Source organism: Psychromonas sp. SP041 (assembly GCF_000470315.2).
Classification (GTDB): Bacteria; Pseudomonadota; Gammaproteobacteria; order Enterobacterales; family Psychromonadaceae; genus Psychromonas.
This window is the reverse complement of sequence record NZ_CBRF02000035.1, coordinates 1-25,074: the sequence shown is the minus strand read 5'-3', so window position 1 is coordinate 25,074 and position 25,074 is coordinate 1. Positions and strand designations below refer to the sequence as shown.

General features: G+C 35.5%; 22 protein-coding genes. 14 read left to right on the top strand and 8 right to left on the bottom strand.

Going from position 1 to position 25,074, the window contains the following annotated elements; all coding sequences use genetic code 11:
* The first annotated feature begins 36 nt into the window (after positions 1–36).
* Positions 37–540, top strand: a complete 504-nt coding sequence (locus SP041_RS16525) for a CvpA family protein (protein ID WP_025566023.1) — start codon at positions 37–39, stop codon at positions 538–540.
* Positions 541–631: 91 nt separating this feature from the next.
* Positions 632–2,146 carry an amidophosphoribosyltransferase gene (gene purF, locus SP041_RS16520; protein WP_025566022.1) on the top strand — a complete coding sequence of 505 codons (1,515 nt, stop codon included), beginning with the start codon at positions 632–634 and terminating at the stop codon, positions 2,144–2,146.
* Positions 2,147–2,786: 640 nt separating this feature from the next.
* Here purF and asnS read toward each other — a convergent pair.
* Both asnS and bioA read right to left on the bottom strand, forming a co-directional pair.
* The gene (gene asnS, locus SP041_RS16515; RefSeq protein WP_025566021.1) at positions 2,787–4,187 is read right to left on the bottom strand and encodes an asparagine--tRNA ligase; all 1,401 of its coding nucleotides are present in this window, start codon (positions 4,185–4,187) and stop codon (positions 2,787–2,789) included.
* 231 nt (positions 4,188–4,418) lie between these two features.
* Entirely contained in the window at positions 4,419–5,717 is a 1,299-nt protein-coding gene (bioA, locus tag SP041_RS16510; RefSeq protein ID WP_051368654.1) for an adenosylmethionine--8-amino-7-oxononanoate transaminase, read from the bottom strand.
* 146 nt (positions 5,718–5,863) lie between these two features.
* Here bioA and bioB point away from each other — a divergent pair, with 146 nt between their 5' ends.
* From bioB to bioD, 4 genes are read left to right on the top strand one after another with little or no spacing between them, the layout of a single operon-like run.
* Positions 5,864–6,943, top strand: coding sequence for a biotin synthase BioB (gene bioB, locus SP041_RS16505; protein ID WP_205961211.1), 1,080 nt, complete (start codon positions 5,864–5,866; stop codon positions 6,941–6,943).
* Positions 6,944–6,972: 29 nt separating this feature from the next.
* On the top strand, positions 6,973–8,178 hold the full coding sequence (gene bioF, locus SP041_RS16500; RefSeq protein ID WP_240791487.1) for an 8-amino-7-oxononanoate synthase: 1,206 nt from the start codon (positions 6,973–6,975) through the stop codon (positions 8,176–8,178).
* Positions 8,159–8,995: a malonyl-ACP O-methyltransferase BioC gene (gene bioC / locus SP041_RS16495; protein WP_037050748.1), complete on the top strand. Its 837-nt coding sequence runs from the start codon at positions 8,159–8,161 to the stop codon at positions 8,993–8,995. The genes bioF and bioC overlap by 20 nt, the downstream gene beginning before the upstream one ends.
* Positions 8,996–9,013: 18 nt before the next feature.
* Positions 9,014–9,724 carry a dethiobiotin synthase gene (bioD, locus tag SP041_RS16490; protein ID WP_025566016.1) on the top strand — a complete coding sequence of 237 codons (711 nt, stop codon included), beginning with the start codon at positions 9,014–9,016 and terminating at the stop codon, positions 9,722–9,724.
* A gap of 8 nt (positions 9,725–9,732) precedes the next feature.
* Here the strand turns inward: bioD and SP041_RS16485 are convergent, their stop codons facing one another.
* From SP041_RS16485 to SP041_RS16475, 3 genes are all read right to left on the bottom strand, one after another.
* Complete coding sequence (locus SP041_RS16485; protein WP_025566015.1) at positions 9,733–9,930, bottom strand: hypothetical protein; 198 nt, start codon at positions 9,928–9,930, stop codon at positions 9,733–9,735.
* Between the two features lie 197 nt (positions 9,931–10,127).
* Entirely contained in the window at positions 10,128–10,982 is an 855-nt protein-coding gene (locus tag SP041_RS16480) for a DMT family transporter (RefSeq protein ID WP_037050746.1), read from the bottom strand.
* A gap of 418 nt (positions 10,983–11,400) precedes the next feature.
* Positions 11,401–12,252: a tetratricopeptide repeat protein gene (locus SP041_RS16475; RefSeq protein ID WP_025566014.1), complete on the bottom strand. Its 852-nt coding sequence runs from the start codon at positions 12,250–12,252 to the stop codon at positions 11,401–11,403.
* Between the two features lie 223 nt (positions 12,253–12,475).
* Between SP041_RS16475 and dapA the strand changes: the two genes are divergently transcribed.
* Together dapA and bamC are read left to right on the top strand one after the other, a co-directional pair.
* Positions 12,476–13,357, top strand: a complete 882-nt coding sequence (gene dapA / locus SP041_RS16470; protein ID WP_025566013.1) for a 4-hydroxy-tetrahydrodipicolinate synthase — start codon at positions 12,476–12,478, stop codon at positions 13,355–13,357.
* On the top strand, positions 13,354–14,472 hold the full coding sequence (bamC, locus tag SP041_RS16465) for an outer membrane protein assembly factor BamC (protein ID WP_025566012.1): 1,119 nt from the start codon (positions 13,354–13,356) through the stop codon (positions 14,470–14,472). Before dapA ends, bamC begins: the two co-directional genes overlap by 4 nt.
* A gap of 125 nt (positions 14,473–14,597) precedes the next feature.
* Here bamC and SP041_RS16460 read toward each other — a convergent pair whose 3' ends face one another.
* Both SP041_RS16460 and SP041_RS16455 read right to left on the bottom strand, forming a co-directional pair.
* Entirely contained in the window at positions 14,598–14,777 is a 180-nt protein-coding gene (locus SP041_RS16460; protein WP_025566011.1) for a DUF2897 family protein, read from the bottom strand.
* A gap of 137 nt (positions 14,778–14,914) precedes the next feature.
* Positions 14,915–16,018 (bottom strand): phosphoribosylaminoimidazolesuccinocarboxamide synthase, encoded by a 1,104-nt coding sequence (locus SP041_RS16455; RefSeq protein WP_025566010.1) that lies wholly within the window; start codon positions 16,016–16,018, stop codon positions 14,915–14,917.
* A gap of 289 nt (positions 16,019–16,307) precedes the next feature.
* Here SP041_RS16455 and SP041_RS16450 point away from each other — a divergent pair, with 289 nt between their 5' ends.
* Positions 16,308–17,033: a methyltransferase gene (locus SP041_RS16450; RefSeq protein WP_025566009.1), complete on the top strand. Its 726-nt coding sequence runs from the start codon at positions 16,308–16,310 to the stop codon at positions 17,031–17,033.
* Between the two features lie 45 nt (positions 17,034–17,078).
* Here the strand turns inward: SP041_RS16450 and SP041_RS16445 are convergent, their stop codons facing one another.
* Positions 17,079–17,753, bottom strand: a complete 675-nt coding sequence (locus SP041_RS16445) for a sulfotransferase (RefSeq protein WP_025566008.1) — start codon at positions 17,751–17,753, stop codon at positions 17,079–17,081.
* A 971-nt stretch (positions 17,754–18,724) separates the two neighbouring features.
* Here SP041_RS16445 and SP041_RS16440 point away from each other — a divergent pair.
* The 5 genes from SP041_RS16440 (at position 18,725) to SP041_RS16420 (ending at position 24,868) form a co-directional block, all read left to right on the top strand.
* Positions 18,725–19,651: a TAXI family TRAP transporter solute-binding subunit gene (locus SP041_RS16440; protein ID WP_025566007.1), complete on the top strand. Its 927-nt coding sequence runs from the start codon at positions 18,725–18,727 to the stop codon at positions 19,649–19,651.
* 266 nt (positions 19,652–19,917) lie between these two features.
* The gene (locus SP041_RS16435) at positions 19,918–21,822 is read left to right on the top strand and encodes a TRAP transporter fused permease subunit (protein ID WP_025566006.1); all 1,905 of its coding nucleotides are present in this window, start codon (positions 19,918–19,920) and stop codon (positions 21,820–21,822) included.
* 433 nt (positions 21,823–22,255) lie between these two features.
* Positions 22,256–22,933, top strand: coding sequence for a glutathione S-transferase N-terminal domain-containing protein (locus tag SP041_RS16430; protein ID WP_025566005.1), 678 nt, complete (start codon positions 22,256–22,258; stop codon positions 22,931–22,933).
* Positions 22,934–22,958: 25 nt separating this feature from the next.
* Positions 22,959–23,819: a glutathione-dependent disulfide-bond oxidoreductase gene (yghU, locus tag SP041_RS16425; RefSeq protein WP_025566004.1), complete on the top strand. Its 861-nt coding sequence runs from the start codon at positions 22,959–22,961 to the stop codon at positions 23,817–23,819.
* A 341-nt stretch (positions 23,820–24,160) separates the two neighbouring features.
* On the top strand, positions 24,161–24,868 hold the full coding sequence (locus SP041_RS16420; protein WP_025566003.1) for a metallophosphoesterase: 708 nt from the start codon (positions 24,161–24,163) through the stop codon (positions 24,866–24,868).
* Positions 24,869–25,074 lie beyond the last annotated feature (206 nt).

The following is a 25,074-nucleotide window of genomic DNA, read 5'->3' as shown; positions in this document are numbered from 1 at the left end:
GCGCGTTAAAGACTCACTACAATATTTAGGGATAGTATGAATTGGTTTGATTTCGCCATACTGGGTGTAATTGGTTTATCATCATTAATTAGCTTAATCCGAGGCTTCACTAAAGAAGCTGTCTCCCTCGTCACTTGGTTCGCTGCCTTTTTTGTCGCCAGCAACTTTTATCCCGAAATGGCACAGTTCATTACTGGCATTGAAGACCTTAAAATACGTAATAGTGCAGCTATTGCGATCCTCTTCATCGCTACATTATTGATTGGCGCTCTCGTCAACTACATTATTAATCGTCTTGTTGCAGTCACAGGTTTATCAGGTACCGATAGGTTACTTGGTGTTATCTTTGGTGCGATACGCGGTATTTTGATTGTTAGTGCATTATTATTTTTCGCTGACTACATAACCTCATTCGAAGAAACACTATGGTGGAAAGAGGCTCAATTACCTCCTCATTTTGCTATTGTCATTACATGGTTTTTCGAACATTTAGAGAGCTCATCAAGCTTTCTAAAAAATATACAATCAACCAAGATATAATCGTTGATTAGCAAAAATTAGTCCTCAATTAAAAAGCACATTTGTTTGTGCTTTTTTGTGAACTCTCTTAAAAATAGAAAGGCTTTAATTTATGTGTGGAATAGTGGGTATAGTTGGTTCAACTCCTGTCAATCAAAGTATTTATGATGCGTTGACCGTTTTACAACACCGTGGACAAGATGCCGCTGGTATTGTGACAACTTACAATGGTAACTTTAAACAACGTAAAGCAAACGGTTTAGTGAAAGATGTTTTTGAAACTAAACATATGCAACGTTTAAAAGGTAACAGTGGTATTGGCCACGTTCGTTATCCTACTGCAGGTAGCTCTAGTGCTGCTGAAGCTCAACCATTCTATGTTAATTCACCTTGGGGTATCTCATTAGCGCATAACGGTAACTTAACGAATGCAAAAGACCTACGTGCTGCATTAGTTAAATCTCGCCGTCATATCAATACCACTTCAGATTCTGAGCTGCTATTAAACACATTGGCTGCTGAATTAGGTAAAACAAAAACGGATCACTTATCACCAGACGATATTTTCCATGCTATCGCTGAAGTGCATAAACAAATTAGCGGTGCTTATGCCGTAACTGCATTGATCATTGATCATGGTTTAATTGCTTTTCGTGACCCTGATGGTATTCGTCCTTTAGTGCTTGGCTCTCGCCAAACTGACGAAGGTGATATCGAGTATATCGTTGCCTCAGAAAGTGTTGGACTTGATACTATTGGGTTTAGATTTCTACGTGATGTTGAACCGGGTGAAGCGGTATACATTACAGAAAATAGAAAATTATTTACGCAACAATGTGCTGAAAAAACATCATTAACGCCTTGTATCTTTGAGTACGTTTACTTTGCTCGTCCTGATTCAACATTAAATGGTATTTCGGTATATGAAGCACGTTTAGAAATGGGCCGTAAATTAGGTGCTAAAATTAAACGTGAATGGTCTGATTTAGAGATCGATGCGGTTATTCCTATTCCAGAAACGTCAAATGATATTGCATTAGAAATTTCTGTTGAATTGGGCCTTCCGTACCGTCAAGGTTTTGTAAAAAATCGCTACATCGGTCGTACTTTTATCATGCCAGGGCAAACTCAACGTCGTAAATCAGTACGTCGTAAATTGAACCCAATCTCTGCTGAGTTTAAAGGTAAAAATGTACTGTTAGTTGATGACTCTATTGTACGTGGTACAACATCGGAACAGATTATTGAAATGGTAAGAGAAGCTGGTGCTAAGAAAGTTTATTTAGCGTCAGCGGCACCAGAAGTACGTCACCCAAATGTGTATGGTATTGATATGCCAACACCGGAAGAGTTGATTGCACATGGTCGTAACGCTGAACAAATCAGTGATTGCATCGGTACTGATAAGCTGATTTTCCAAGATCTACAAGATTTAAAAGATGCAGTTGGTAAACAAAATCCTGCAATCAAAGAGTTTGAATGTTCAGTTTTTGACGGTAAATACGTCACGCCTGGTATCAACAAAGAATACTTTGATTATTTAGCAAGCCTACGTAGTGAAGATGCTAAAAAAGTACAAATTCAAAAAGAAGAAATTGCTAATTTAGAGATGTATAACGAATCATAATTTAGCCTTATCGTTTTATGAAAAGCACAGCTCAGGTTGTGCTTTTTTGTATCTGTCATTTAATAAGCTGTTGACCCAATGCTTGATAAATAAATAAATAAATAAATAAATAAAGAAGAGTCACTATAAAATGATGATCGATAAAGAACGAATGCACTAGTTTAATCATCTACTTTTGTTTAATAATCAACTTTGTTTAATCATATCGGAATGAGGGTTGTACATTAATGAAATAGATTAATATTCTTTAATCTAATAACATCGATCGATTCAATGAAGAGAAGTGACGAGTCAGATACTTTGACGTCGTGGTATCGAAGGTGGCAGTACAAATTTAAGGTAAATTATACCCATCACAATAAATAGCTTATCTATTTTTTTTGTTAAAACAGTCCACTTTCTCGTTGTAAATTTCGTAAAGGGAACAGTCATTTACGTCTGAATTGAACTGTTTTTACAGCGAAAAATTTAGATAACATATTTAATGTAATCGGTATTAAAAAAGAAACATAAAAAAACCAGCGAGAAGCTGGTTTTTTTGATTTCTAAAGTTAAAAAATAAAAGTTATTCAATCATTGATCGCTCAGTTGATAATTCAATCAATAGAACAGTTAATAAGTCACTTTTAATCTTCAAACTTTAAAATTCAGCAGTACCTGGAGCACGAGGGAATGCAATTACATCACGGATGTTTTGTACACCTGTTACATAAGAAACTAGACGCTCAAAACCAAGACCAAATCCAGCATGAGGTACTGTTCCGTATTTACGTAAATCACGGTACCAGCTGTAATCTTCTTTATCTAAGCCCATTTCTTCAAGGCGTTTATCTAAAGCGACTAAGTCTTCTTCACGTTGACTACCACCGATGATTTCACCGATACCTGGCGCTAATACATCCATTGCCGCTACTGTTTTACCATCTGCATTTAATTTCATGTAGAAAGCTTTAATATCTTTAGGGTAATTTTGTAGGATAATCGGTGCGCCAACATGCTCTTCAGCTAGGTAACGTTCATGCTCAGATTGTAAATCTACACCCCATTCAACAGGGTATTCAAATGTTTTGTCACATTTTTGTAGAATATCAATGGCATCGGTGTAATCCATGCGAACAAACTCAGAGTTAACCATGTTTTGTAATCGTGTAATTGCTTCTTTATCGACACGTTCTGCAAAGAACGCCATATCATCTGCACGTTCAGTTAATACGGCGTTAAATACATATTTCAACATATCTTCAGCTAATTGTGCAGCATCTGATAAATCAGCAAAAGCAATTTCAGGTTCAACCATCCAGAATTCAGCTAAGTGACGTGTTGTATTTGAATTTTCTGCACGGAATGTAGGACCAAACGTGTAAACATTACTTAATGCACAAGCATACGTTTCAGCATTTAATTGACCAGAAACCGTTAAGAATGTTTCTTTACCGAAGAAGTCTTTTTTGTAATCTACTTTACCTTCAGCGTTGAGCGGTAAGTTTTCCATATCTAATGTACTAACTTGGAACATTTCACCAGCACCTTCACAGTCACTACCTGTAATGATTGGCGTGCTGATCCAGTTAAATCCACGTTCATAAAAGAAGTTATGAATAGCATGTGATAAACAGTTACGAACACGTGTTACTGCACCAAACATGTTAGTACGAGGACGAAGGTGAGCATGTTCACGCATGTATTCAATACTATGTCGCTTAGCTGACATTGGGTAAGTATCTGGGTCTTGTACAAAACCATGCACTACTACTGATGTTGCTTGTAGCTCAAACTGTTGGCCTTTTCCTGGGCTTTCAACTAATTCACCAGTAACGGCAACGCTACAACCCGCTGATAAATTTAATACATCAGCAGTATAATTTTCTAATTCTGAAGGGACAACAGCTTGAATAGGATCGAAGCATGAACCGTCATAAATATTTAGAAAAGAGATGCCAGCTTTTGAATCACGTCGAGTGCGGATCCAACCTTTTACTGTTACTTGGCTGCCTAATGCAAATTTGCTGTTGAAAATATCAACAATGAGTGTTTTTGACATCTTAAATAGTGCTCCATAATCACAGTCTTAACTGTTTTATACTAAAAATATTGATAGCTGCATATATTACCTCGGACAGATTTAGATACAAGCCTCTCATTCTATATTAATGGCACTATTGACCTTTAATCGTGTATATAATCTTAAGCTTTCGTCGGTGTAGTGTGTAACACGGGTTTTACCACTGTATTTTAACTAACAAACGTCACTTGAAATATAGGATTGGAGTGGTTAGTCCATGGTTTTGCACACTTGGTAAATGGCATCACATAATTTGTTTATTTGTTGTTCTGATGCAATGTAAGGTGGCATCAAATATATTAATTTACCAAAAGGGCGGATCCATACCCCTAAGTCTACAAACTGTTTTTGTATCTCCACCATATTCACAGCTTGATTTAATTCAACAACGCCAATCGCACCTAACACTCTCACTGAATTTACACTAGGTAATGTTTTGCAACGACTAAGTTGGTTCTGTAATTGCTCTGATAGGGTAGAGACTAATTGTTGCCAATTTATTGTTAATAACATTTTTAAATTTGCATTTGCGACTGCACAGGCCAACGCATTACCCATGAAAGTAGGGCCGTGCATAAAGACACCCGCTTTACCCTCACTAATGGTTTTTGCAACATGTGTTGTGGTTAATGTTGCTGCAAAACTCATATAACCACCCGTTATTGCTTTACCTAAACATAATATATCAGGACTAATATTCGCGTGTTCACAAGCAAATAATTTCCCTGTTCGGCCAAAGCCGGTAGCGATTTCATCAGCGATTAATAACACACCGTATTCATCACATAATGCCCGAGCTGCTTTTAGGTAGTTTGGGTGATAAAAATACATTCCACCAGCACCTTGAACAATAGGTTCTAAAATTAACGCTGCTATTTGAGTATGATGTTCTTTTAATAGTTGTGTTAAATCATCCATGGCATTCTCATGCCAAGGTTGATCAAATGTGATGTTAGGTTGTTCGGTAAAGAAATTTTTTGCTACAAAATCTTGATAAAGCGAATGCATAGACCCTTCTGGATCAGTGACACTCATGGCTGCAAAGGTATCACCGTGATATCCCTTTTTTAGTGCTACAAACTTTGTTTTGTTTTTACCTAATGACTGCCAATACTGAAGTGCCATTTTCATTGCCACTTCTACCGCCACGCTCCCTGAATCGCTAAAGAATACTTTATCTAATCCTTTGGGTGTTATTTCTACTAATGTTTTAGCAAGATCAACAGCGGGTTGATGAGTTAAACCACCAAACATAATATGCGACATTTTAGACAGCTGATCAGTTGCTGCTTTATTCAACTCTTTTACGTTATAACCAAATAAGCAAGCCCACCAAGATGACATGCCATCTATTAATGTTTCACCAGATTGTAAAGAGATTAAACATCCATCCGCACTTTCCACAGGATAACAAGGAATAGGTGCCGTCATTGATGTATAAGGATGCCAAATGTGTTGTTTATCGTAAGACAAATCGATTTTAGTACTTAATATATTTTCATTGTTCATTTTATAATCACATGTAAAGTTAATTGGTTATTTTAAGTTGACAGTGTATCTTTCAACATTAAACTAACCAAATACTTTTCAAGCTAGGTTATTAGATAATGTTAAATACGATGCAAAAGACAACAACAAGCACTACGTCAAATGTAATGGCAAGTACTATGCCTGAGAGCATAGTTAATAACTCGCAAGTTAGACGTGATTGGACGGTGACAGAGGTGAATGCCTTATTTGCGTTACCGTTTATGGATTTAATGTTTCAAGCACAAACGGTACATCGTGCGAATTTTCCTAATAATCAAGTGCAAGTCAGCACATTGTTATCTATAAAAACCGGTGCTTGCCCAGAAGACTGTAAATATTGTCCACAAAGTGCGCGTTATGATACGGGTCTTGAAAAAGAAACGTTAATGGAAGTTGAGAAGGTGATTAAAGCGGCTAAAGATGCTAAAGCAACCGGTTCAACTCGTTTCTGTATGGGGGCGGCTTGGAAAAATCCAAAACAAAGAGATATGCCTTATCTAGTTGAAATGATAAAAGAAGTTAAATCATTAGGGCTAGAGTCATGTATGACTTTAGGTTCGCTTGATGATCATCAAGCTCAGCAATTATCTAATGCGGGTTTAGATTACTACAACCATAACTTAGATACGTCACCTGAGTATTACGGTGAAATTATTACTACCCGTTCGTATCAAGAAAGACTGGATACCCTAGATAATGTTCGTAGTGCTGGCATGAAAGTATGTAGTGGCGGCATTGTAGGATTAGGTGAAGAAGGTAAAGACCGTTCTGGATTATTAGTTCAATTAGCCAATATGCCAGCGCAGCCTGAAAGTGTGCCTATTAACAAATTAGTTAAGGTAAAAGGGACTCCTTTAGAAAATGTAGATGATCTCGATGATTTTGAATTTATTAAAACAATCGCTATCGCACGTATTTTAATGCCTAAATCGCATGTTCGGTTATCTGCTGGACGTGAGGATATGTCAGAGCAAACACAAGCGCTCTGTTTTATGGCGGGTGCAAACTCCATTTTTTACGGTTGTAAATTATTAACCACCGCTAATCCTGACGAAAATTCAGATATGCGTTTATTTAATAAATTAGGCATTAATAAAGAAGAAATTAATTTTTCTCCTTACGAAACTGAAAAGAAAGTCGATGCTGCAATAGTACGCCATGCAGAAAAAGACGAACTTTTTTATGATGCAACAAGTCAGCTCTAGCCATAACCTTTATTACAGTGATGAAAGCGATGAACAATAAGATAGAAAATATGCCTATTAAACCTTTCGCTTTTATTAATGATCAACTCGAACAGCGAAAGTCACAACATTTATATCGTTCTTCTGTTCCTATTAATGGTAAGCAATCTCGCTATATTGACGTTAATGGAAAGCAATACCTTAATTTTTCAAGCAATGATTACCTTGGATTAGCGTCAGATCCTGCTTTAGTTAATGCATGGAAAAAAGGGGCTGATTTATTTGGTATCGGTAGCGGAGGCTCATACTTAGTGACTGGATATAATCAGGTTCACCGTGATGTTACTCAGCAATTACAAGAATGGTTAGGTGTTGAGTCTATCGCTTTATTCAGTTCTGGTTATTCAGCTAATCAAGCAATAATAAAATTATTACTGTCTAAAAATGATTTATTAATTCAAGACAAGTTAAATCATGCTTCTTTAATGGAAGCAGGGGCAAATAGCCCTGTGAAAATGCAACGCTTTAAACATAACAATATGCAACATTTGCAGACTATTTTAAGCGCTAATGCTGAGATCGATAATAAATTGGTCATTTCAGAAGGCGTGTTTAGTATGGATGGTGATTGTGCTCCAATCGATTCATTACAACAACAATGTCAATCTCATCAGGCATGGTTAATGATTGATGATGCGCATGGCTTAGGTGTTTTAGGGAAAGAGGGGACAGGCAGCGTATCAGCCCAAAATATTAACAATAACGATATTGATATTTATATGTCGACCTTTGGTAAAGCATTAGGTATTGGTGGTGCATTTGTTTCTGGTTCTAGTCAGTTAATAGATTATATTACAAACTTTTCAAAACCTTATATCTACACTACAGGATTACCGCCTGCCATGGTTTATTGTATCGGGGAGTCCGCTCGGATAGTACAAACACAACAATGGCGCCGCGACCACTTATCTGAATTAATTGCTTATTTTAAATTATTAGCAATGAAGTTTGAACTCCCATTAATGCCTTCAAATACAGCTATTCAACCTATATTGATCGGGTCAAGTGATACAGCAATAACGATCAGTCAGACTCTTAAAAAATCAGGTATTTGGACGACGGCGATTCGGCCTCCTACAGTACCTAATAATACGGCAAGATTAAGGGTGACATTGACAGTAAATCATCAAAAGCAAGATATAGAGTTCTTGGTTAAACAAATAAAACAGGCCATTGATGCAAACCTTGATCAGTAATAAGTGGATTAACTCAAATTCAATCAATAAAAAAATTAATAAAAAAGCCGTTCAAGCTTCTTTCTCAAAAGCGGCTGCACATTATGATCAGTTTGCTGATTTACAACGCGATATTGGTCATCATTTAATTGATTTAATACCCAATTCAATAAAGCAAGCCAATACCATATTAGACCTTGGCTGTGGTACAGGTTATTTCTCTGCTTTATTCAACGAAACCAATGAATCTGCTCAATTAACTTGTTTCGATTTGTCACCTGAAATGTTAAAGCAAACGGCTGAAAGAGGAATGACTCGTTGTCAATTTGTACAGGGAGATATTGACGTACTTCCATTCACGACTAGACAATTTGATCTTATTTTTTCTAACTTAGTACTACAGTGGAGTGAACAGTTAGTAACTTGTTTAGAACAAGCCAAAAAAGCCTTAAATAAACAAGGACAATTATGTTTTTCGACGTTATTAAATGGTTCGTTAATTGAGTTGCAGCAAGCTTGGAAAGTAGTCGATCGTAACTCACATATTAATCATTTCTTAACACAAGAAAGTGTGCAAAGTGCACTCGCATTATCAGGCTTTAATAATGTACGAATTACGACACAAACCCATGTTAAAAAGTATGCAGATGTCATTGAAGTAATGAAGGCGTTAAAAGGTATTGGTGCCAATCATGTTCACGATGGGCAAAAAAATAGAACCATGGGCAGACAGTTATTAAAACAATTAGAACAAGGCTATCAACCATTTATCGATAATGATGGCTTATATAACTTAAGCTATCAAGTGTGTTATGTCATAGCTGACGCAAAAAGTTAATAGAACAGAGAATAAAAAATGACTGAATTACAATCATTAACAAATTTAAAATCAGGCACTTATTTTGTAACGGGGACCGATACTGATGTTGGAAAAACAGTCTGTACTAAAGCGTTATTACAAGCTGCTAATCGTCAACTTAAAAGCACTTTAGCTTATAAACCTATTTCAGCTGGGTGTGAACATACAAAAGATGGTTTACGTAACGAAGATGCATTAATACTACAGCAACACTGTAATATTAAGGTAAGTTATAACGCGGTTAATCCGATTGCTTACACGCAACCTATAGCCCCTCACATTGCTGCAATAGAAAATAAGCGACCTATAAATCTGACATTAATCGACCAAGGGTTAGATTTTTTACAACAGCAACAACCGCAATTTTTATTTGTAGAAGGAGCTGGAGGTTGGCATCTACCTATTAATCATCAACAACTATTCTCTGAGTGGGTGATAGAAAAGCGATTGCCAGTCATTGTCGTTATCGGTTTAAAGTTAGGTTGTTTAAATCATGCATTATTAACCGTGCAAAGCATTCAACAAAGTGGATTAACCATAGCGGGATGGATTGCTAATCATTTACAGCCAAAGATGCCTTACGTAGAACAGAATATTGATACATTAAAAACGTTCATTAATGCACCTTTATTAGGAACGATACCCTTTTTAGAAAACATAAATGAACAGGATCTAAGTTTACATATTGGTATTAACTTTAATGATTAATGTTAATACTAACATCTTCCTTTTTTAGCTTGGCCAGGCGGGCAAAAATTTCCGTTACTTTTAGACTCTTTCACGTGAATAACCTCATTATGACCTGAGTCACCTACAATCACTTTAGGGCCCGTTACTTTTACTGAAGGACCTAGTACTTCACAACCAGTCAGTGACATTAAAAATATAAATGGTAGAAACTTAATAACTTTCATCGTACATCCTTTGTTATTTTTATTTTTCTTCTACCTTTGGTGAATTAACTCATCAATAGAAAGATAAATAATGTTATTAAAAATTTATCTGAAAGTACGCGAATCAATTATAAATAGCAATGTAAGCAAGTAATAAACATGTCGCTTGTAAGCCTTTTGCATCATGAATGTTAACAGCCTTTTTTAGTGTATTATTGTTAAGCTTTTGTTATCCATTTTTTCCAAGGAAGTGGCATCATTGGAATAACAATTAACAGTATGCCTAAACCCGTTAATAGATCTGGTATTTCATCAAACCACATTATTCCAAACAGTGTTACAAATGCTAATCCAGAGTATTCTGCTAAGGCAATATTACTGACATCTGCTTTTTTATAGGCAATAACCACTATTGCGTGGTAACCCAATACAAATATATTAATCGCTATAATCCATAATATATTTGTTAACGATACAAATTCCCATTCGAATAACGCTAAAAATAGAGCCAGTGGTAAAGTCATTACCGTCGTCCAAAATAAGGTAGATAGTAGATGTTGTCCTGCGGGGAGGCGGCGAATAAACACATTACAAAAAGCCATTGTTAATGCGCTACCTAAGGCAACAATAGCTGCCCAATGGAACTGATCAGGTCGTAATACAATCAAAACGCCAATAAAACCAATACCCGTCGCAATATATTTACTAAGTGGGGGCGTTTCTTTGAGCAGAAAAATAGACATCGGTAACATCATGAGTGGGGCAACATAAAACATGGCATTTGCTGTTGCTAATGTTAAATGAGTAATGGCAATCATTGCACAGGCACTTCCGCCAACAATGAATTGTGCTCGCCAAAAGGTAATCATATCAAAACCCTCTTTGTATTTTATTTTTGGCAGTCTTATCCAAAATGGAAGAATAAAAAACAAACTGATCATTTGACGGATAAACACATATTGAAAAGTAGGTACTTCACCATTCAACACTTTTAATGAAACATCAGACAAAGAAGCCAGTAAATTCGCAAGTACTAACAGTAAAATAGCTTGTGTGGTTGATTTATGTTGCATGTGTATTCCGAGAAATTAACTAAAAGTATCAATAAAATGGGTAATTCATAAGGACAAAAAATAGGGCGAGGCATTATATACAAAAGTCTATTTTGATATAGTTTTATTTGTATTACTTAATCAAGTTTAGCAATGGTAAAGCTTCCTTAACGTTAATAGTTTATTTTGTAAGTTGACGTTGTACAGTCAATTTAGAGGTGCTTTATTTGAAGGGGATAATTATATGAAAGAGTTTTCGAAGTGAAAGTAAAATGGTTGCTATTGTTACTGTGGCATACCGTTTATTTGTAATTAGGCCTATCTGAAATTAAACCTATTTGAAATTAAGTCTATCTCAAATAACTATATCTAAAATAACTCGATGTAGCGTTGAATAATTAAATGCAGCTTTATATTATTAAAGCTGCATTTAAATCAGTTAATACAACAAGCTATAAAGTTTACGGCGATATTCAGAAACTAATGCGGCGTCATCAATGGTTGCTAAAATATCTAACATTGTTTTTTTAGCATCGCCATTCTCATAACCAAGATCTTTGCTTAACAAGCTATATAGCAAATTAAGTGCCTCTTGATAGCGTTTAACATGATGGTATTGAATAGACAGTTGATATTGGATAGGCAATTTATCTTCTGCACTTAATAAGTCAGCTTCTAATGCCGTTATTTCAGGTGTTTGTGAAGATTGCTCTGCTAATTCTAATTCAGAGATTAAACTATGATAGATCATATTTTGATCTGCCATTGGGATCTCTGCAAGAATAGGTTTGGCATTTTCAAACTCACCTAATGCTAAATATATTTGTGCCAATGCGAGTTTAATTTGATTATCGGTGGCATTAAGCTTTTGTGCTTGGATAATCGTTGATTTGGCTTCCTCAAGGTTACCTTGAGCAAATAAAGTTTGTGCGTCACCTAGTAGAGCCATTGCAGGATCGGGTAAATGTTTATTAATAAAATCATTAATAAATGCCGGTGTTTGTTCTCCTGCAAAACCATCAACACCTTGTCCATTTACAAACATATAAACAGTTGGAACACTTTTTATTTCAAAGTGCTGTACAATTTGATGCTCGGTATCACAATTTACTTTTGCTAGCGTAAAACCGTTCGCATGCTCTCTTTGTAATTGTTCAAGCAAAGGTAATAACGATTGACAGAGTGTGCATTGGCTAGACCAAAAAGCAACTAATACAGGTTTATTGACTGAACCTTGGGCAATTACCGTTTGAAAATCTTGCGCGGTCACATCAAAAATATCTGCTTGCATTTTAACCTCTTTCTTATTTAAAAATATTTAAATGATGATACGTGAAATATGAAAGTCATCAAAGCCTATAGTCGGTGTATATTCAAGCAATTAGCTTACAAAAAGGTGAGTATAAGCAATAATGTCATAAATATTCGCTAAGAGTGTTAATCAGTTCATTTTTCTTCTTGTTTTTAAAGCCTTGCAAAAGTAACATTGGACGCTCAATAAAAGGAGCATTTACATGTTAACAGGTAGTATTGTAGCACTCGTGACCCCAATGGATCAGACTGGCGAAATTGATTATATTGCATTAAAAGAACTAGTAGAGTTCCATATCAAATCAAAGACAGCCGCTATTGTAGCCGTAGGAACGTCTGGTGAATCAGCAACATTTAGTGTTGATGACCATGTAAAAGTGGTTGAGCGAACTATTACGTATGCTGCAGGTCGAATCCCTGTAATCGCTGGTAATGGTGCAAATTCAACATCAGAAGCGATTGCATTAAGTAAGTTATTTACTAATAGTGGTATCGTTGCGGGTTTGAATGTAACTCCTTATTACAATAAACCAACACAAGAAGGTTTATACCTTCATTACAAGGCGATTGCAGAGTCTTGTGAATTACCACAGATTTTATATAACGTACCTGGGCGTACTGCAGTTGATATGTTGCCTGAAACGGTTGCTCGTTTAGCTAAAATTCCAAATATTATTGGTATTAAAGAAGCGACAGGTGATTTAGAGCGTTTAGCTGAGTTAAAAGCAATCTTACCTGCTGATTTTTTACTTTACAGTGGTGACGATTCAACGGGTTGTGACTTTATGTTGCAAGGTGGACACGGCGTTATTTCAGTAACGACTAATGTTGCCCCTGTTGAAATGGCGCAGATGTGTGAGTTTGCACTAAGTGGCGAAGTCGAAAAAGCACTTGAAATCAATAAACAGCTAATGCCAGTACATACTCATTTATACCATGAAGCGAATCCAATCCCTGTTAAATGGGCTTGTGCGGAACTAGGATTAATTCCTACTCCTACATTACGTTTACCATTAACGACATTGTCTGAGCAATATCAAAGTATTGTTCGTAATGCATTAATTGAAGCAAAATTACTTTCATGAAAAAAAATAAAGCGTTAACTCAAATTGCTAGTTTAATCATTCTTACTTCTACCGTGGCGGGTTGTGCTCGTTTTCAAGACAGAGCAAAAGCACAGGGTGAATTTAATTATCAAGATGTAACTTTAGTCGATAAATTTGATAATGGTGATTTTTCAAAGACAGAAAATCGTTCTAACTTTGAAATTCCAGCGATAACAGATGAACAAAACCAAGTAGGTCTAATGGGGGAAGATGTTGATGTTCGTCCTCCAACTCAGTTAATGGCTGTTTTAGATGGTGTGTTACTAGATTCTGATTTAACTCAAACCAAAGTCTGGTTTAATGCTTTTAAACAACAAAGAGATACACAGTTAACAGTGTGGGATTTAGCGCTTGAATATTTAGCCTCTAAAAACGCCACTTCAGTTAACAGTGATCTCGATGCTTTAACCATTGAGACGGGACCTATCGTTACTGAAAGAAAGTATGGTTCTATTAGTACTAATACTTATCACGAAGAAGGCGCGTATAAATTACAAATAGCCAAAGGTGATGATGGTCGAAGTGTTTCGTTAGTGGTCGATGTACAAAGTTATGAAGCATTAAATGATGGTGAAGAGATAAAACATATTCTAAAAGGGCGTGCTAAACGTAATATAGAACTTCGTTTTATCAATAATATGTTGCAATTCGCTTATCTAAAACAACAATCTGAAGCGCTACAAGCTGCAAACAATAAACCATTGCCGATAAAACTTGGTTTTGATGATAATAATCAAACAACTTGGATTATTGATTCAGAGTTTATTGATGTATGGAATAAGTTACCTTCTTTATTAAGCTTAATGAGCTTTAAGCCAGTTGATAATGATAAAAACTTAGGTTACTTCTTAGTTAGATTTGTATCTCAAGATGATGAATATTGGTCAGAAAGAAACTTAAACCCAATTGATTTAGAAGAAGGTGAGTACTTTGTACAGCTTGGAGATTTAACGGGTGATGACACATCATTAACTTGGTTAGACTCTGATAAGAAACCATTATCTGATCAACAAGTGACTCAATTATATCTAAGTATTACGGATAATGTTCGTAGCGTTATTTTAGAAAATGACCAAAAAGCGAAACCTTTATAAACTGACGAAACTAACATTAACGTTGTAAATATTAGTTTCGCCGTTTTTATTACAGTCTCTATTACTTTTTAACGTCAATAAAGAGTAAGCCTGATTAATTTTTTAATCAGGCTTTTTTATGTGCTTTACTTTTTCTTTTCTTCTTGTTCAAGCTGTTCCCTTGCTTCTCGTTCATTCTTTTCGTGTATTGCTTTTACAACGCTGTCTGGTATTTTCATTTTAGCACTTTGTTTTAATAGCAATATATTACTCAGAATAATGCCTAGCACTAATACAATGATAAATATAACCCATCCCATTGACATAATTATTCTCCTAAAAAGTAGAAAGCGGTAGACACAAAAAAGCAGGACAATGTCCTGCTTTATAATAGCGTTAAATAGTAGAGAACACCTTGCTTATTAATGCGTTTGTTATTTATTAACAAGGTTGTTAGTTAACATTAGTCTATTAAATTATATTGCTCACGTAGAATGTCGATGATTTCTTGTTTTGGATTATCTGAAATAACGATTTTCTTACCAATCACTTTTTCTGCAATCTCAGTATAAGTTTTAGATATTTGCATCAACACTGATTCTGGTAAAGCATTGTCTTTTGCTAATGCAAAACGTTCAGTCATACGATCTTTGTTTAATAGAATATCTGGATCAGGAAAGTGCTTAAGCAACAATTGACGGAAATCTTCTTTTGAGTTTTCAACAATTTCACCTTCACGGAAAGCAGGGCCATCCCAAATACGTGATGAGTCAGGTGTACCGACTTCATCCATGTAGATTAGTTTTTCATTACCCGCTTTATCTGTTACGTATCCAAATTCAAATTTAGTATCAACAAATATTTGATCGATTTTAGCGAGCTCTGCACTGATCACATCAAAACCTTCTTTTAATAGTTTTTCGTAATCATTGATATGAGCAGGTGAAGTAAAGTTAAAGGCCGCAAAGTTGTCTTCAATATTTTGACGAGTAATGTTTACATCATCGACTTCTTGAACACCTGGAACTCCTTTTAAAATACCTTTAGTTGAAGGTGTTATTAATAATTCAGGCAGTTTTGTATTGTTTGATAATCCTTCAGGGATGTTAATTCCACAGAATTCTCTTTCACCTTTTTCATAAGCTCGCCACATTGAGCCAGTGATGTATTGACGAGCGATGGCCTCAATCATAATCGGGCGTGCTTTTTGAACAATCCAAACAAAAGGATGTGGGATATCTAAAATATGACTATCTGCTAAGCCTTGCTCTTTAAATAGTCTAAACCAGTGATTTGAGATAGCATTGAGCGCCGCACCTTTACCAGGAACACCATTCAGACCTCCTTCACCGTGCCAAATACAGTCAAACGCTGAAATACGGTCACTAATCACCATAATAGCTAATGGCGCATCAGCCGCAACATTGTAGCCTTTTTCTTCAATTAAACGTTTGCTATCTTCAGCTGTTAACCAATAAACTGAACGCACTTTACCACTGTGGACTGGCTGATCTGTACGAATAGGTAAATCGTTGTTTACAGCTAATACTTTGTCGGCGAGACTCATAAAAATATCCTATATAAAGCCAAAGTGAGCAGAAAATTCTGCAGGGAATATTAAAGGCAGAATGATATCAGATTGTAACTGACTTATCATGACAAAAAGGTTTATGATATTTATTCTAATTATTATGGCGAATAGTTAGACGGGCTGTTAAAAGGATTTATTAATGTCACCTTTGATATTTAATTTATTCAACTCAAGCATATTAAACTGAACTATATTAAACAATGCACCAATCAATACGCCAATCAATACACTAATCAATACACTAATCAATAAGGCTCAACTTGTCATGGCTAAAGATTTTACTTTTAAACAATTCCATATTAATGCGGCGCAATGTGGGATGCCTGTGAGTACTGATGCTATTTTATTAGGCGCTTGGGCAAAGGTAGAGTCGGTTAAAACGATTTTAGATATCGGCTGTGGGACAGGGCTGCTAGCAATTATGTGTGCACAGCGTAATTCAACTGCTTACATTAGTGCGATAGAAATAGAAGAAAAAGCTTTTAATGCCGCGGTCAATAATTGTCAAAGTAGTCCATGGTCGCCAAGGTTATCGGTGAGTCATTGCTCATTACAAACCTTTACTAAAGGTAATAATACTTTTGACACTATTATTTGTAATCCGCCTTATTTTAATTCTGGCGAAGAATCTAAAACCACTCAACGGGCAGTGGCTCGACACACTTCAATGCTTTCACATCAAACTTTAATTACTTATTGCCAACAATTATTAAATAATGAAGGTGTCGCAAGTTTTGTATTACCAAAACAAGAAGGGCTTGCATTTATTAATTTACTTGAGAATGAGTCAAATAAGGGGGCTTATTTGCAACTTTCACGACTTACTTATGTTAAAACCACCATAAATAAATCGGCAACACGTGTGTTAATCGAGTTAACCAAATCTACTTTATTACCCGTTTTAAAAACCAGTGAATTAACTATTCATGACGGCCAAGGCTACTCTTCTGATTTTATTGAATTAACGAAAGATTTTTATTTGAAAATGTAAGCGCGACTCCTTTATAAAAGTTATCCATAATAAATGGGTTGAAAACTACGTGTAATCAAAGAATTGACGGTGCTCTCTCCCTGCACTAAAGCTACTGACTTTGTTTTTATGTTTGTAAGCTTTCCAGTTTGCCACACTTGAACCTTGATTGAGGTGTGGGAATACATCCCCATCTTGGAAAGGTAATGACAAAAAAGAACATAGTTTATAAAAACTATCATGTTCGCTTATGTTAATTGACAGCAAATCATCTCGATTTTTAAAATACTCTTGTACTTGTTCTTTATGTTTTAAATAACAATGGGTTAAATGCTCTTCGGTTAATGAGTTCTCATTATTAATGCCAAAGGTAGCTATAAATGATCTTTTTAATACAGGGCTAAAGCTACCTTTTTTGGGCGCAAGGTCTGGTGCCATTTTATTTAATAAACGCTGCATTGAAGGTAACCAATGTTGCAGCTTTCTGTCTAAATAAATAAATACTGAGTTTGGAAATAGTCGGTCTAACTGTTTAAAATCAGAAAAGCAGGGGGCATCAGAGATGACATCAGCCAATCTAAAAGCCTCTTTAGTAAAGGCGGTATGAGCCACTTTAAAACCTGCATCTAACATAGCAACACTGATACTTGTTGTGCCAGTACGAGGTAAGCCGATAATGAATATTTTTGTCTTAGCTTCATTCGTCGTTGAAACTGCTTGGTATTTTGTTGAAGTTGGCATAGTCGTTACAATTTGCTTTTAAGTCGATGAATGGGCTATAGATAAAATTAATGTATTAAAAACAGGTTATTATGGACTAATAACTGTCATGACCTAAATCACATTTATAATGACATTGATAGTTGAATCTACTACATAATAAGCATATCAATAATACTGATACTTTATATGGGATTTATCTCAGTTTTCGTCAAATTGCTTCTTACATTGGTGCTTTTGTCGATTATTGTAAACAATACTTTAGGAAAGAGTGCATTTAGAAAAGTAAAAATTCTATGAGTTAACCCCTCATTTAATTGGTCATGTTAAATAGTGATTCTTGTTATTTAACGTGACTAATTAAAAAGCAGGAAGGTAGGCACTCGATATTATTATTTAAGGATTTTTAATTAACGGTTTTTTAAGAGAGTGAAAGTAATGATGGGAAGTCACTTTTCAATTCATTATTAACAATGCAACACCTACTCTTATAGCGTTAGGCATACAGATAGATGATTAATGAAGGGGGCATTATTTAACTAGACCTACTTATGGATAATACAGTTAATTGCTTAACATTATTACAATAGCAATATTTTAATAAATGTATTTATCTGACGAAACTCACAGTACTGAACTTCCTTTTTTCATGTTTTTCTTACTAAAATTAATGATAAAAAATAATCTTTTTTATATAACATAAATGTAAGTTATTGTTTATAAATTATTTTTGTCTAGTGACCTATCAATTTGATCGCTATAATCTAGCGCCTTAAAATACGATTGAGGGTCAAAATGCCTTTATCTTTGTGATATCAAAGCATTGCCTGATTTTACTTTAGTGGTAATCTTTTGTGCAACAAAGCTATAACAAAAAAGTGCAATATGGCTGAGAGACTAAAGGACTCTATTACTCGACTCTTAATAAGAGCATTAAATACAGAACATTTAGCTTAATAGAAAATATCATTTAATAATAAGAAGGATTACTTATGAAACATATTTTTAAAAATGGAATAATCGGACTCGCATGTTTATTTTCTTTCAATGCAATGGCAGAAAACTATACGATTGGAACGGGTAGCCAAAGCGGTACTTACTATCCTCTTGGTGGCATCTTAGCTAAAATTTGGAGTGAAAATATAGAAGACTTTGATATGCGAGCAGAAGTGACTGCCGCATCAGTCGAGAATACAATTAAAGTTTCGTCTAACAAACAACTTGCAGGTATTGCTATGGGCAATGTCGTTTTGCAAGCACATGAAGGTATTAAACCTTTTCCTCGCAAAATGGATGTATCTGTTTTATTTGCTTTATATCCTAATGTCGTTCAATTCATTGTACCTGCAGATTCAGATATCAAATCAATTAAAGATTTAAAAGGTAAACGTATCTCTTTAGGTGCGCCAGGATCTGGTACACGAGTGAGTGCAACAAATATCCTTGCCTCTTTGGGGATTACTGATAAAGATATTGATGCTCAATCATTAAATTACACTGCAACGACTAATGCTATCTCAGCAGGACAAATTGATGCCGGTGTTATTGTTGGAAGTATTGGTGTTGGTGCAATCACTGAATTAGCATTTACACATAACATTCGAATTTTATCATTTAGTCCAGAAGAGCTTAAAAAAGTATCTGATGATAATGCCTCTTACCAGGCAATCGAAGTTCCTGTGGAAAGCTACAAAAGCGTTAACGCATTTAATGCACCTGCAGTTTGGAATATCTTGATTGTTAATAAAAACATGGATACTGATTTAGCTTATCAAATGACTAAAGTCGCTTTTGAAAACATGAGTCAAATCAATCAAATTATCAGTGTTACTAAATTTACAACGCTAGAAAACATGAATAAATTAAATGGAATCGATTTACACCCTGGTTCATTAAAATACTTGAAAGAAAAAATGTAACTTCTGTTCTTTATTGTTTAAGCCTCTCTCATTGCTTAGCTATTAGAGAGGCTTAAAAATAGAAAACACAACACATAGAAGTAAAAGTAAGGAACGGGTACAAATAATTAATAACGTTAATTGCACTCTTAATTGCACTTCTAATAATCGCTCTTAAAAGACTTTATTAGACTCCACTGCAATTAACTAAAAACCTTCATATGAAGCCATCGTAATAACAATCATGATTGAGGAGGGCGCAATGACTGCTACCTTCGGAGAATTAAATGAGTAAATCAACAACAAGTAAATGGGTCTCAGATAAAATGGTGTTAGTTGCCGCACTGGCTGCTATTTCATTATCTATATTTCAAATTTGGCAAGGTATTACCGCTGATTTATCAGCCCCTGTATTTAGACCTATTCATTTAAGCTGGGCATTAATTTTAGTTTTTTTTACTATCCCACTAATTAAATCACAACAATCCAATCTGGTTTACTTATTAGGACGTGTTGTCGACATCGTGTTTATCGCAGCAATTGCTTGGGCGTCTTACCATATTATTTCTTTTGACTACGATGATATCTCTTTTTTAATGGATGGATTAACGTCACTTGACCAATTATCAGGTTTAATCATCCTGGTATTATTACTTGAAGCCACACGTCGTACTGTTGGTACTGTTATGGTCTTAATTGCCGCATTATTTTTAGCTTACGCTATTTTTGGTAACTATTTACCTTCTGCTGTTGCTAGTAAAGGGTTTTCAATAGAGGAAATCGTTCGATTCCATATCTACTCAACAAACGGTGTTTATGGAGCGCCGTTAGCCATTGCAGCAGGTGTTGTCTTTATCTTTGTGTTGTTTGGTGCATTCCTGCAAGTAACCGGTGCAGGTAAGTTCTTTATTGATGCTTCATTCTCTATCGCGGGTAAATATCGTGGTGGTCCCGCTAAAGCCAGTGTATTAGCTTCTGCTGCATTAGGTTCTATATCAGGTTCAGCTATCGCGAATACCGTTACAACGGGCGCATTAACCATTCCAATGATGAAAAAGCTTGGTTATAAGCCAGAACAAGCTGCAGGTATTGAAGCTGCTGCATCAACCGGTGGACAAATCATGCCACCAGTAATGGGTGCGGGTGCATTTGTAATGGCACAATTTACAGGTATTCCTTACAGTGAAATCCTATTGGTTTCTATTGCACCGGCTATTTTATACTTTGCTTGTACTTTGTTATATGTTCATTTGATGGCTTGTAAGTTAGGTTTACAGGGTATGGAAGTCACTGAGAAAATATCTGCAGTGTTAAAGAATGGTTGGCATTTTTTAGTTCCTTTAATCTTAATTACTAGCCTACTGTTAATGAGTTATTCACCTATTTTGGTTGGTATAGCAGGTTGTGTTGCTATTTTAGTGGCTGCTATGTGCAGAAAGCACAGTCGCATAACGATTTCTGTCTTTTTTGAAGGTTTAAAAGAAGGGGCTTTATTAGCATTACCTATTTCAGTCGCTTGTGGTACCGCAGGTATCGTTGTTGGTGTGGTGGGGCAAACCGGTATTGGCTTACAATTTACACAGTTCTTAATGGCATTGTCAGGCGGTTACCTTTGGTCTGTTTTAGGGCTAATCGCAATTGCGGCTGTTATTTTAGGGATGGGATTACCGGTAACGGCGGCTTATATCGTATTATCAATTATGGCTGTACCAAGTTTAACTGAATTAGGTGTTGGGCTATTAGCTGCACATATGATTGTTTTTTGGTTATCTCAAACATCGAATGTAACACCTCCTATTGCATTGGCTGCATTTGCCGCCGCAGGTATTGCCAATACTTCTCCCATGAAGTCTGCTATACAAGCCTTTAAATTGGCTCAGGGCTTCTTTATTATCCCTATTATGATGGCATTTTCTGGTCTTATTTGGATGGAAGGTCAAAACATAGATTTTGTGATTGCGATTATTTTAACCATTGGTTTAATCATTGCTTTTGCAGGAACCATTGAAGGACGCTTAGCAACTAAATTGTCGATACCTGCTCGTGCTTTGTTACTCGTATCAGGTTTTGCCATGTTAGTACCTTATTTGTATATCAATATCACAGGTGTTGCTGTAATTGTAGTGACAACCTTAATCAATTATCGTTTGTCACAAAACGAGTTGAAACAACAGACTGCAGTGAACGTTTGATATTTTATTAAACGCTTATTGAGCTATTATTAACCTATCATTAATCTGCTAATCATTAAGCTATTGGATTGTCACAATTCAATAGCTTTTTTGTAAATTGTGTCTACATGCTCAAATTATCTTTAAAACTAATGACACTGTACAATAGTAAGTTTAACCTTATGATTCTAAATGTGATTTCTATCTCATCAACTAAAAACGAGGTTAAATACACAATTTTTCCTTTATTATAAAGTACATCATCATCTCATTAAAAATCAAAGTAGAAGATTAATCTAAGCGTTATTTACAACTTCTTTATAAGAAAAATCAATGAGTAAATATTGTTCTCATCTATGTTCAATCATTCAATTTTTGTAGTTTCTTTAAAAACAAACTTGAACGATCGTTACTTTCATGTTTGAATAAGTGTTCAAATATTAAGGAGCGTTACATGATCAAATTTTATTTTCACCATACACCTAATCCAATGAAAGTTGCTCTTTTCCTAGAAGAGACGGGTCTTCCTTTTGAACTGATTCCATTAGATACTTTAAAAGGTGAACAACATACACCCGAATATCGTGCAATTAATCCAAATGCTAAAGCGCCGGCTATCGTTGATGGTGAAACTCGTGTATTTGATTCAAATGCGATTCTTATGTACCTCTCTGAAAAAACAGGTAAATTAGCAGGTAAACCTGAAGATCGGGCTGAAATGTTATCTTGGTTAATGTTTATCGCATCTGGTCTTGGTCCATATTCTGGTCAATCTGTGCACTTCAGACATGCAGCTCCAGATAATTTAGATTACGCTGTTAACCGTTATTTACGCGAAGCACAACGCCATTATGAAGTATTAGATGAACATTTAGCAGGTCGTGAATTTATTGTAGGTGATTCATACACGATTGCTGATGTGTCTGCTTGGGGTTGGATAGATAAAGCACCGGTTGTATTAGGTGAAGAAGGTTTAACACCTTATCCAAATCTACAACGTTGGTTTGATAGTATTAATAGTCGTCCAGCAGTTGAACGTGCTCGTAATATAGGTCAAGATATTACATTCAAGAAAGAGTTTGATGAAGATGCAAAACGTGCGTTCTTCCCATCTAACTACCCTAAAGTTTAACTTTTTATTTGCCTAAGGAATTAAAATGACTGAGCAATATGTACCACCTAAAGTCTGGGTTCATGACACAAGTGGCGGCAACAAATGGGCGAGTATTAATAGACCAGTTTCTGGCTCTACACATGATAAAGAATTACCTGTCGGTGAACACGATTTACAACTTTATTCACTTGGTACGCCGAATGGTCAAAAAGTAACAATTCTTTTAGAAGAGTTACTAGCCGCAGGTGTTAAAGAAGCTGAATATGATGCTTACCTGATTAATATTGGCGAAGGTGACCAATTTTCATCTGGATTTGTTAGTGTTAACCCAAACTCTAAAATTCCTGCTTTAGTTGATAAATCAGGTAATGAGGATGTTAACGTATTTGAATCTGCATCAATTCTTGTTCATTTAGCTGAAAAATTTGGTCGTTTCTTGCCTGAAAAAGGAGCTGCTCGTACAACAACATTCAACTGGCTGTTCTGGGCGCAAGGTTCTGCCCCATTTTTAGGCGGTGGTTTTGGTCATTTTTATGCTTATGCAGATGAAAAATTTGAATACCCAATCAATCGCTTTGCGATGGAAGCTAAACGTCAGTTGGATGTTTTAGATAAACAGTTAGCTAAAAACACGTTTGTTGCGGGTGAGGAATTCAGTATTGCGGATATCGCTATATGGCCTTGGTACGGAAATTTAGTACTTGGTAAATTATATGATGCAGCAGAGTTCTTACAAGTCGATACTTACACAAACGTAGTTCGTTGGGCTAAGTTACTTGAGAAACGTGAAGGTGTTCAACGTGGCCGTATTGTAAACCGTTCTTTCGGTGAAGAGTGGGAACAAGCACCAGAGCGCCACTGTGCTGCTGATATCGATGTAGTATTAGCTAAAAAACCAAAATAAGTTGAAGGTTCTGAATTTAAAAATAATGTATCTTAGACTCAAATAAGTAAAAATATAAAAAAGCCAAATGTTTATGCATTTGGCTTTTTTGTTGATGATACTCCATTTATACCAATCAAAATAAATCGCTTATTTATTTTACTTGGTAAAACAGCCCACTTCCTCACAATATATTGATTCACTTTATTGAAATAAAGAGAGGGGGACTAGAAATATTCTGTACGCAATGTCGATTACCATTTTCTTCGCTGGTGCTTCTAATAAATAGGCTCAATAATCTCATTTATAATAGGGCTACAAGAAGTATAATAGGTATTTTAATCCAATTGGTAATATTTTTTATGATTGCTAAGTTTAATAAAAATCTAGTCGGAAGTGACTATATTTGTTCTGATATTCATGGTCACTTTTCTATTCTTCAATTGCAATTAGACGCGATAGGTTTTGATGAAGAAAAAGATAGACTTTTTAGTTTAGGCGATCTTATTGATCGAGGAAATGAATCTGACCAAGCCTTATTGTGGTTGGATAAACCATGGTTCTATGCTATTCAAGGCAATCACGAAAGAATGTTAATTCATTCAGTAGCTGAAAACTCCGATGAATGGTCGGAACGTTGGCTTCGTTGTGGTGGAGCCTGGGCGAAGGAATTATCAAATGAACAATTGAATGTTTTTTGTCAGCGTTTTAGGGAATTACCAGTAGCCATTGAACTAAGTTTATCTTCAAATAAAAAGATAGGGTTAGTACATGCTGAGTTACCGTTTCGTTGTGATTGGCATGATGTAGTGAAGTTATTAAATACTGTCAATCCTAGTGAATTAGATGATATATTGGAAACTAAACGAATGATGTGGAGAAAGCGTCAATCACTTAGAATGGAGGAAGATATCAAAGAAATAAAAGACGTTACTAATATAAATCATGTTTTTCATGGGCATGCGATAGTATCTCAATATGTAACAATCGGTAATCGGACCTTTATGGATTTAGGCAGTTATCAAACAGGAAAAATTGGATTAATTGAACCAAATGTTTTTTTAAACTAATTACCCTAACTGTATATTATATTGCTTGTATCTCTCTTTTGTGAAAGTTATACGCAGACAATAAGATAAGTGCATCTATCTAGGGCGTGTTGATCTTTCAAGAGTGATTTTTGAACAGCATGGTGGAAATGTATAATGGTTTCGCCAAAAATCAACATACAAGAATACCACCATGCCAAGAACAATGTTAACAGATGCACTGTGGC

Coding starts and splice junctions, on each gene's coding strand:
- SP041_RS16480 (WP_037050746.1), bottom strand. CDS start 10,982: ATGCAACATAAATCAACCACACAAGCTATTTTACTGTTAGTACTTGCG.
- bioA (WP_051368654.1), bottom strand. CDS start 5,717: ATGAACAATGAAAATATATTAAGTACTAAAATCGATTTGTCTTACGAT.
- SP041_RS16485 (WP_025566015.1), bottom strand. CDS start 9,930: ATGAAAGTTATTAAGTTTCTACCATTTATATTTTTAATGTCACTGACT.
- SP041_RS16455 (WP_025566010.1), bottom strand. CDS start 16,018: ATGAGTCTCGCCGACAAAGTATTAGCTGTAAACAACGATTTACCTATT.
- bioC (WP_037050748.1), top strand. CDS start 8,159: ATGCAAACCTTGATCAGTAATAAGTGGATTAACTCAAATTCAATCAAT.
- SP041_RS16440 (WP_025566007.1), top strand. CDS start 18,725: ATGAAACATATTTTTAAAAATGGAATAATCGGACTCGCATGTTTATTT.
- SP041_RS16445 (WP_025566008.1), bottom strand. CDS start 17,753: ATGCCAACTTCAACAAAATACCAAGCAGTTTCAACGACGAATGAAGCT.
- SP041_RS16435 (WP_025566006.1), top strand. CDS start 19,918: ATGAGTAAATCAACAACAAGTAAATGGGTCTCAGATAAAATGGTGTTA.
- SP041_RS16475 (WP_025566014.1), bottom strand. CDS start 12,252: ATGCAAGCAGATATTTTTGATGTGACCGCGCAAGATTTTCAAACGGTA.
- bamC (WP_025566012.1), top strand. CDS start 13,354: ATGAAAAAAAATAAAGCGTTAACTCAAATTGCTAGTTTAATCATTCTT.
- yghU (WP_025566004.1), top strand. CDS start 22,959: ATGACTGAGCAATATGTACCACCTAAAGTCTGGGTTCATGACACAAGT.
- bioB (WP_205961211.1), top strand. CDS start 5,864: ATGGCAAGTACTATGCCTGAGAGCATAGTTAATAACTCGCAAGTTAGA.
- SP041_RS16450 (WP_025566009.1), top strand. CDS start 16,308: ATGGCTAAAGATTTTACTTTTAAACAATTCCATATTAATGCGGCGCAA.
- bioF (WP_240791487.1), top strand. CDS start 6,973: ATGAACAATAAGATAGAAAATATGCCTATTAAACCTTTCGCTTTTATT.
- SP041_RS16420 (WP_025566003.1), top strand. CDS start 24,161: ATGATTGCTAAGTTTAATAAAAATCTAGTCGGAAGTGACTATATTTGT.
- dapA (WP_025566013.1), top strand. CDS start 12,476: ATGTTAACAGGTAGTATTGTAGCACTCGTGACCCCAATGGATCAGACT.
- asnS (WP_025566021.1), bottom strand. CDS start 4,187: ATGTCAAAAACACTCATTGTTGATATTTTCAACAGCAAATTTGCATTA.
- bioD (WP_025566016.1), top strand. CDS start 9,014: ATGACTGAATTACAATCATTAACAAATTTAAAATCAGGCACTTATTTT.
- SP041_RS16525 (WP_025566023.1), top strand. CDS start 37: ATGAATTGGTTTGATTTCGCCATACTGGGTGTAATTGGTTTATCATCA.
- SP041_RS16460 (WP_025566011.1), bottom strand. CDS start 14,777: ATGTCAATGGGATGGGTTATATTTATCATTGTATTAGTGCTAGGCATT.
- SP041_RS16430 (WP_025566005.1), top strand. CDS start 22,256: ATGATCAAATTTTATTTTCACCATACACCTAATCCAATGAAAGTTGCT.
- purF (WP_025566022.1), top strand. CDS start 632: ATGTGTGGAATAGTGGGTATAGTTGGTTCAACTCCTGTCAATCAAAGT.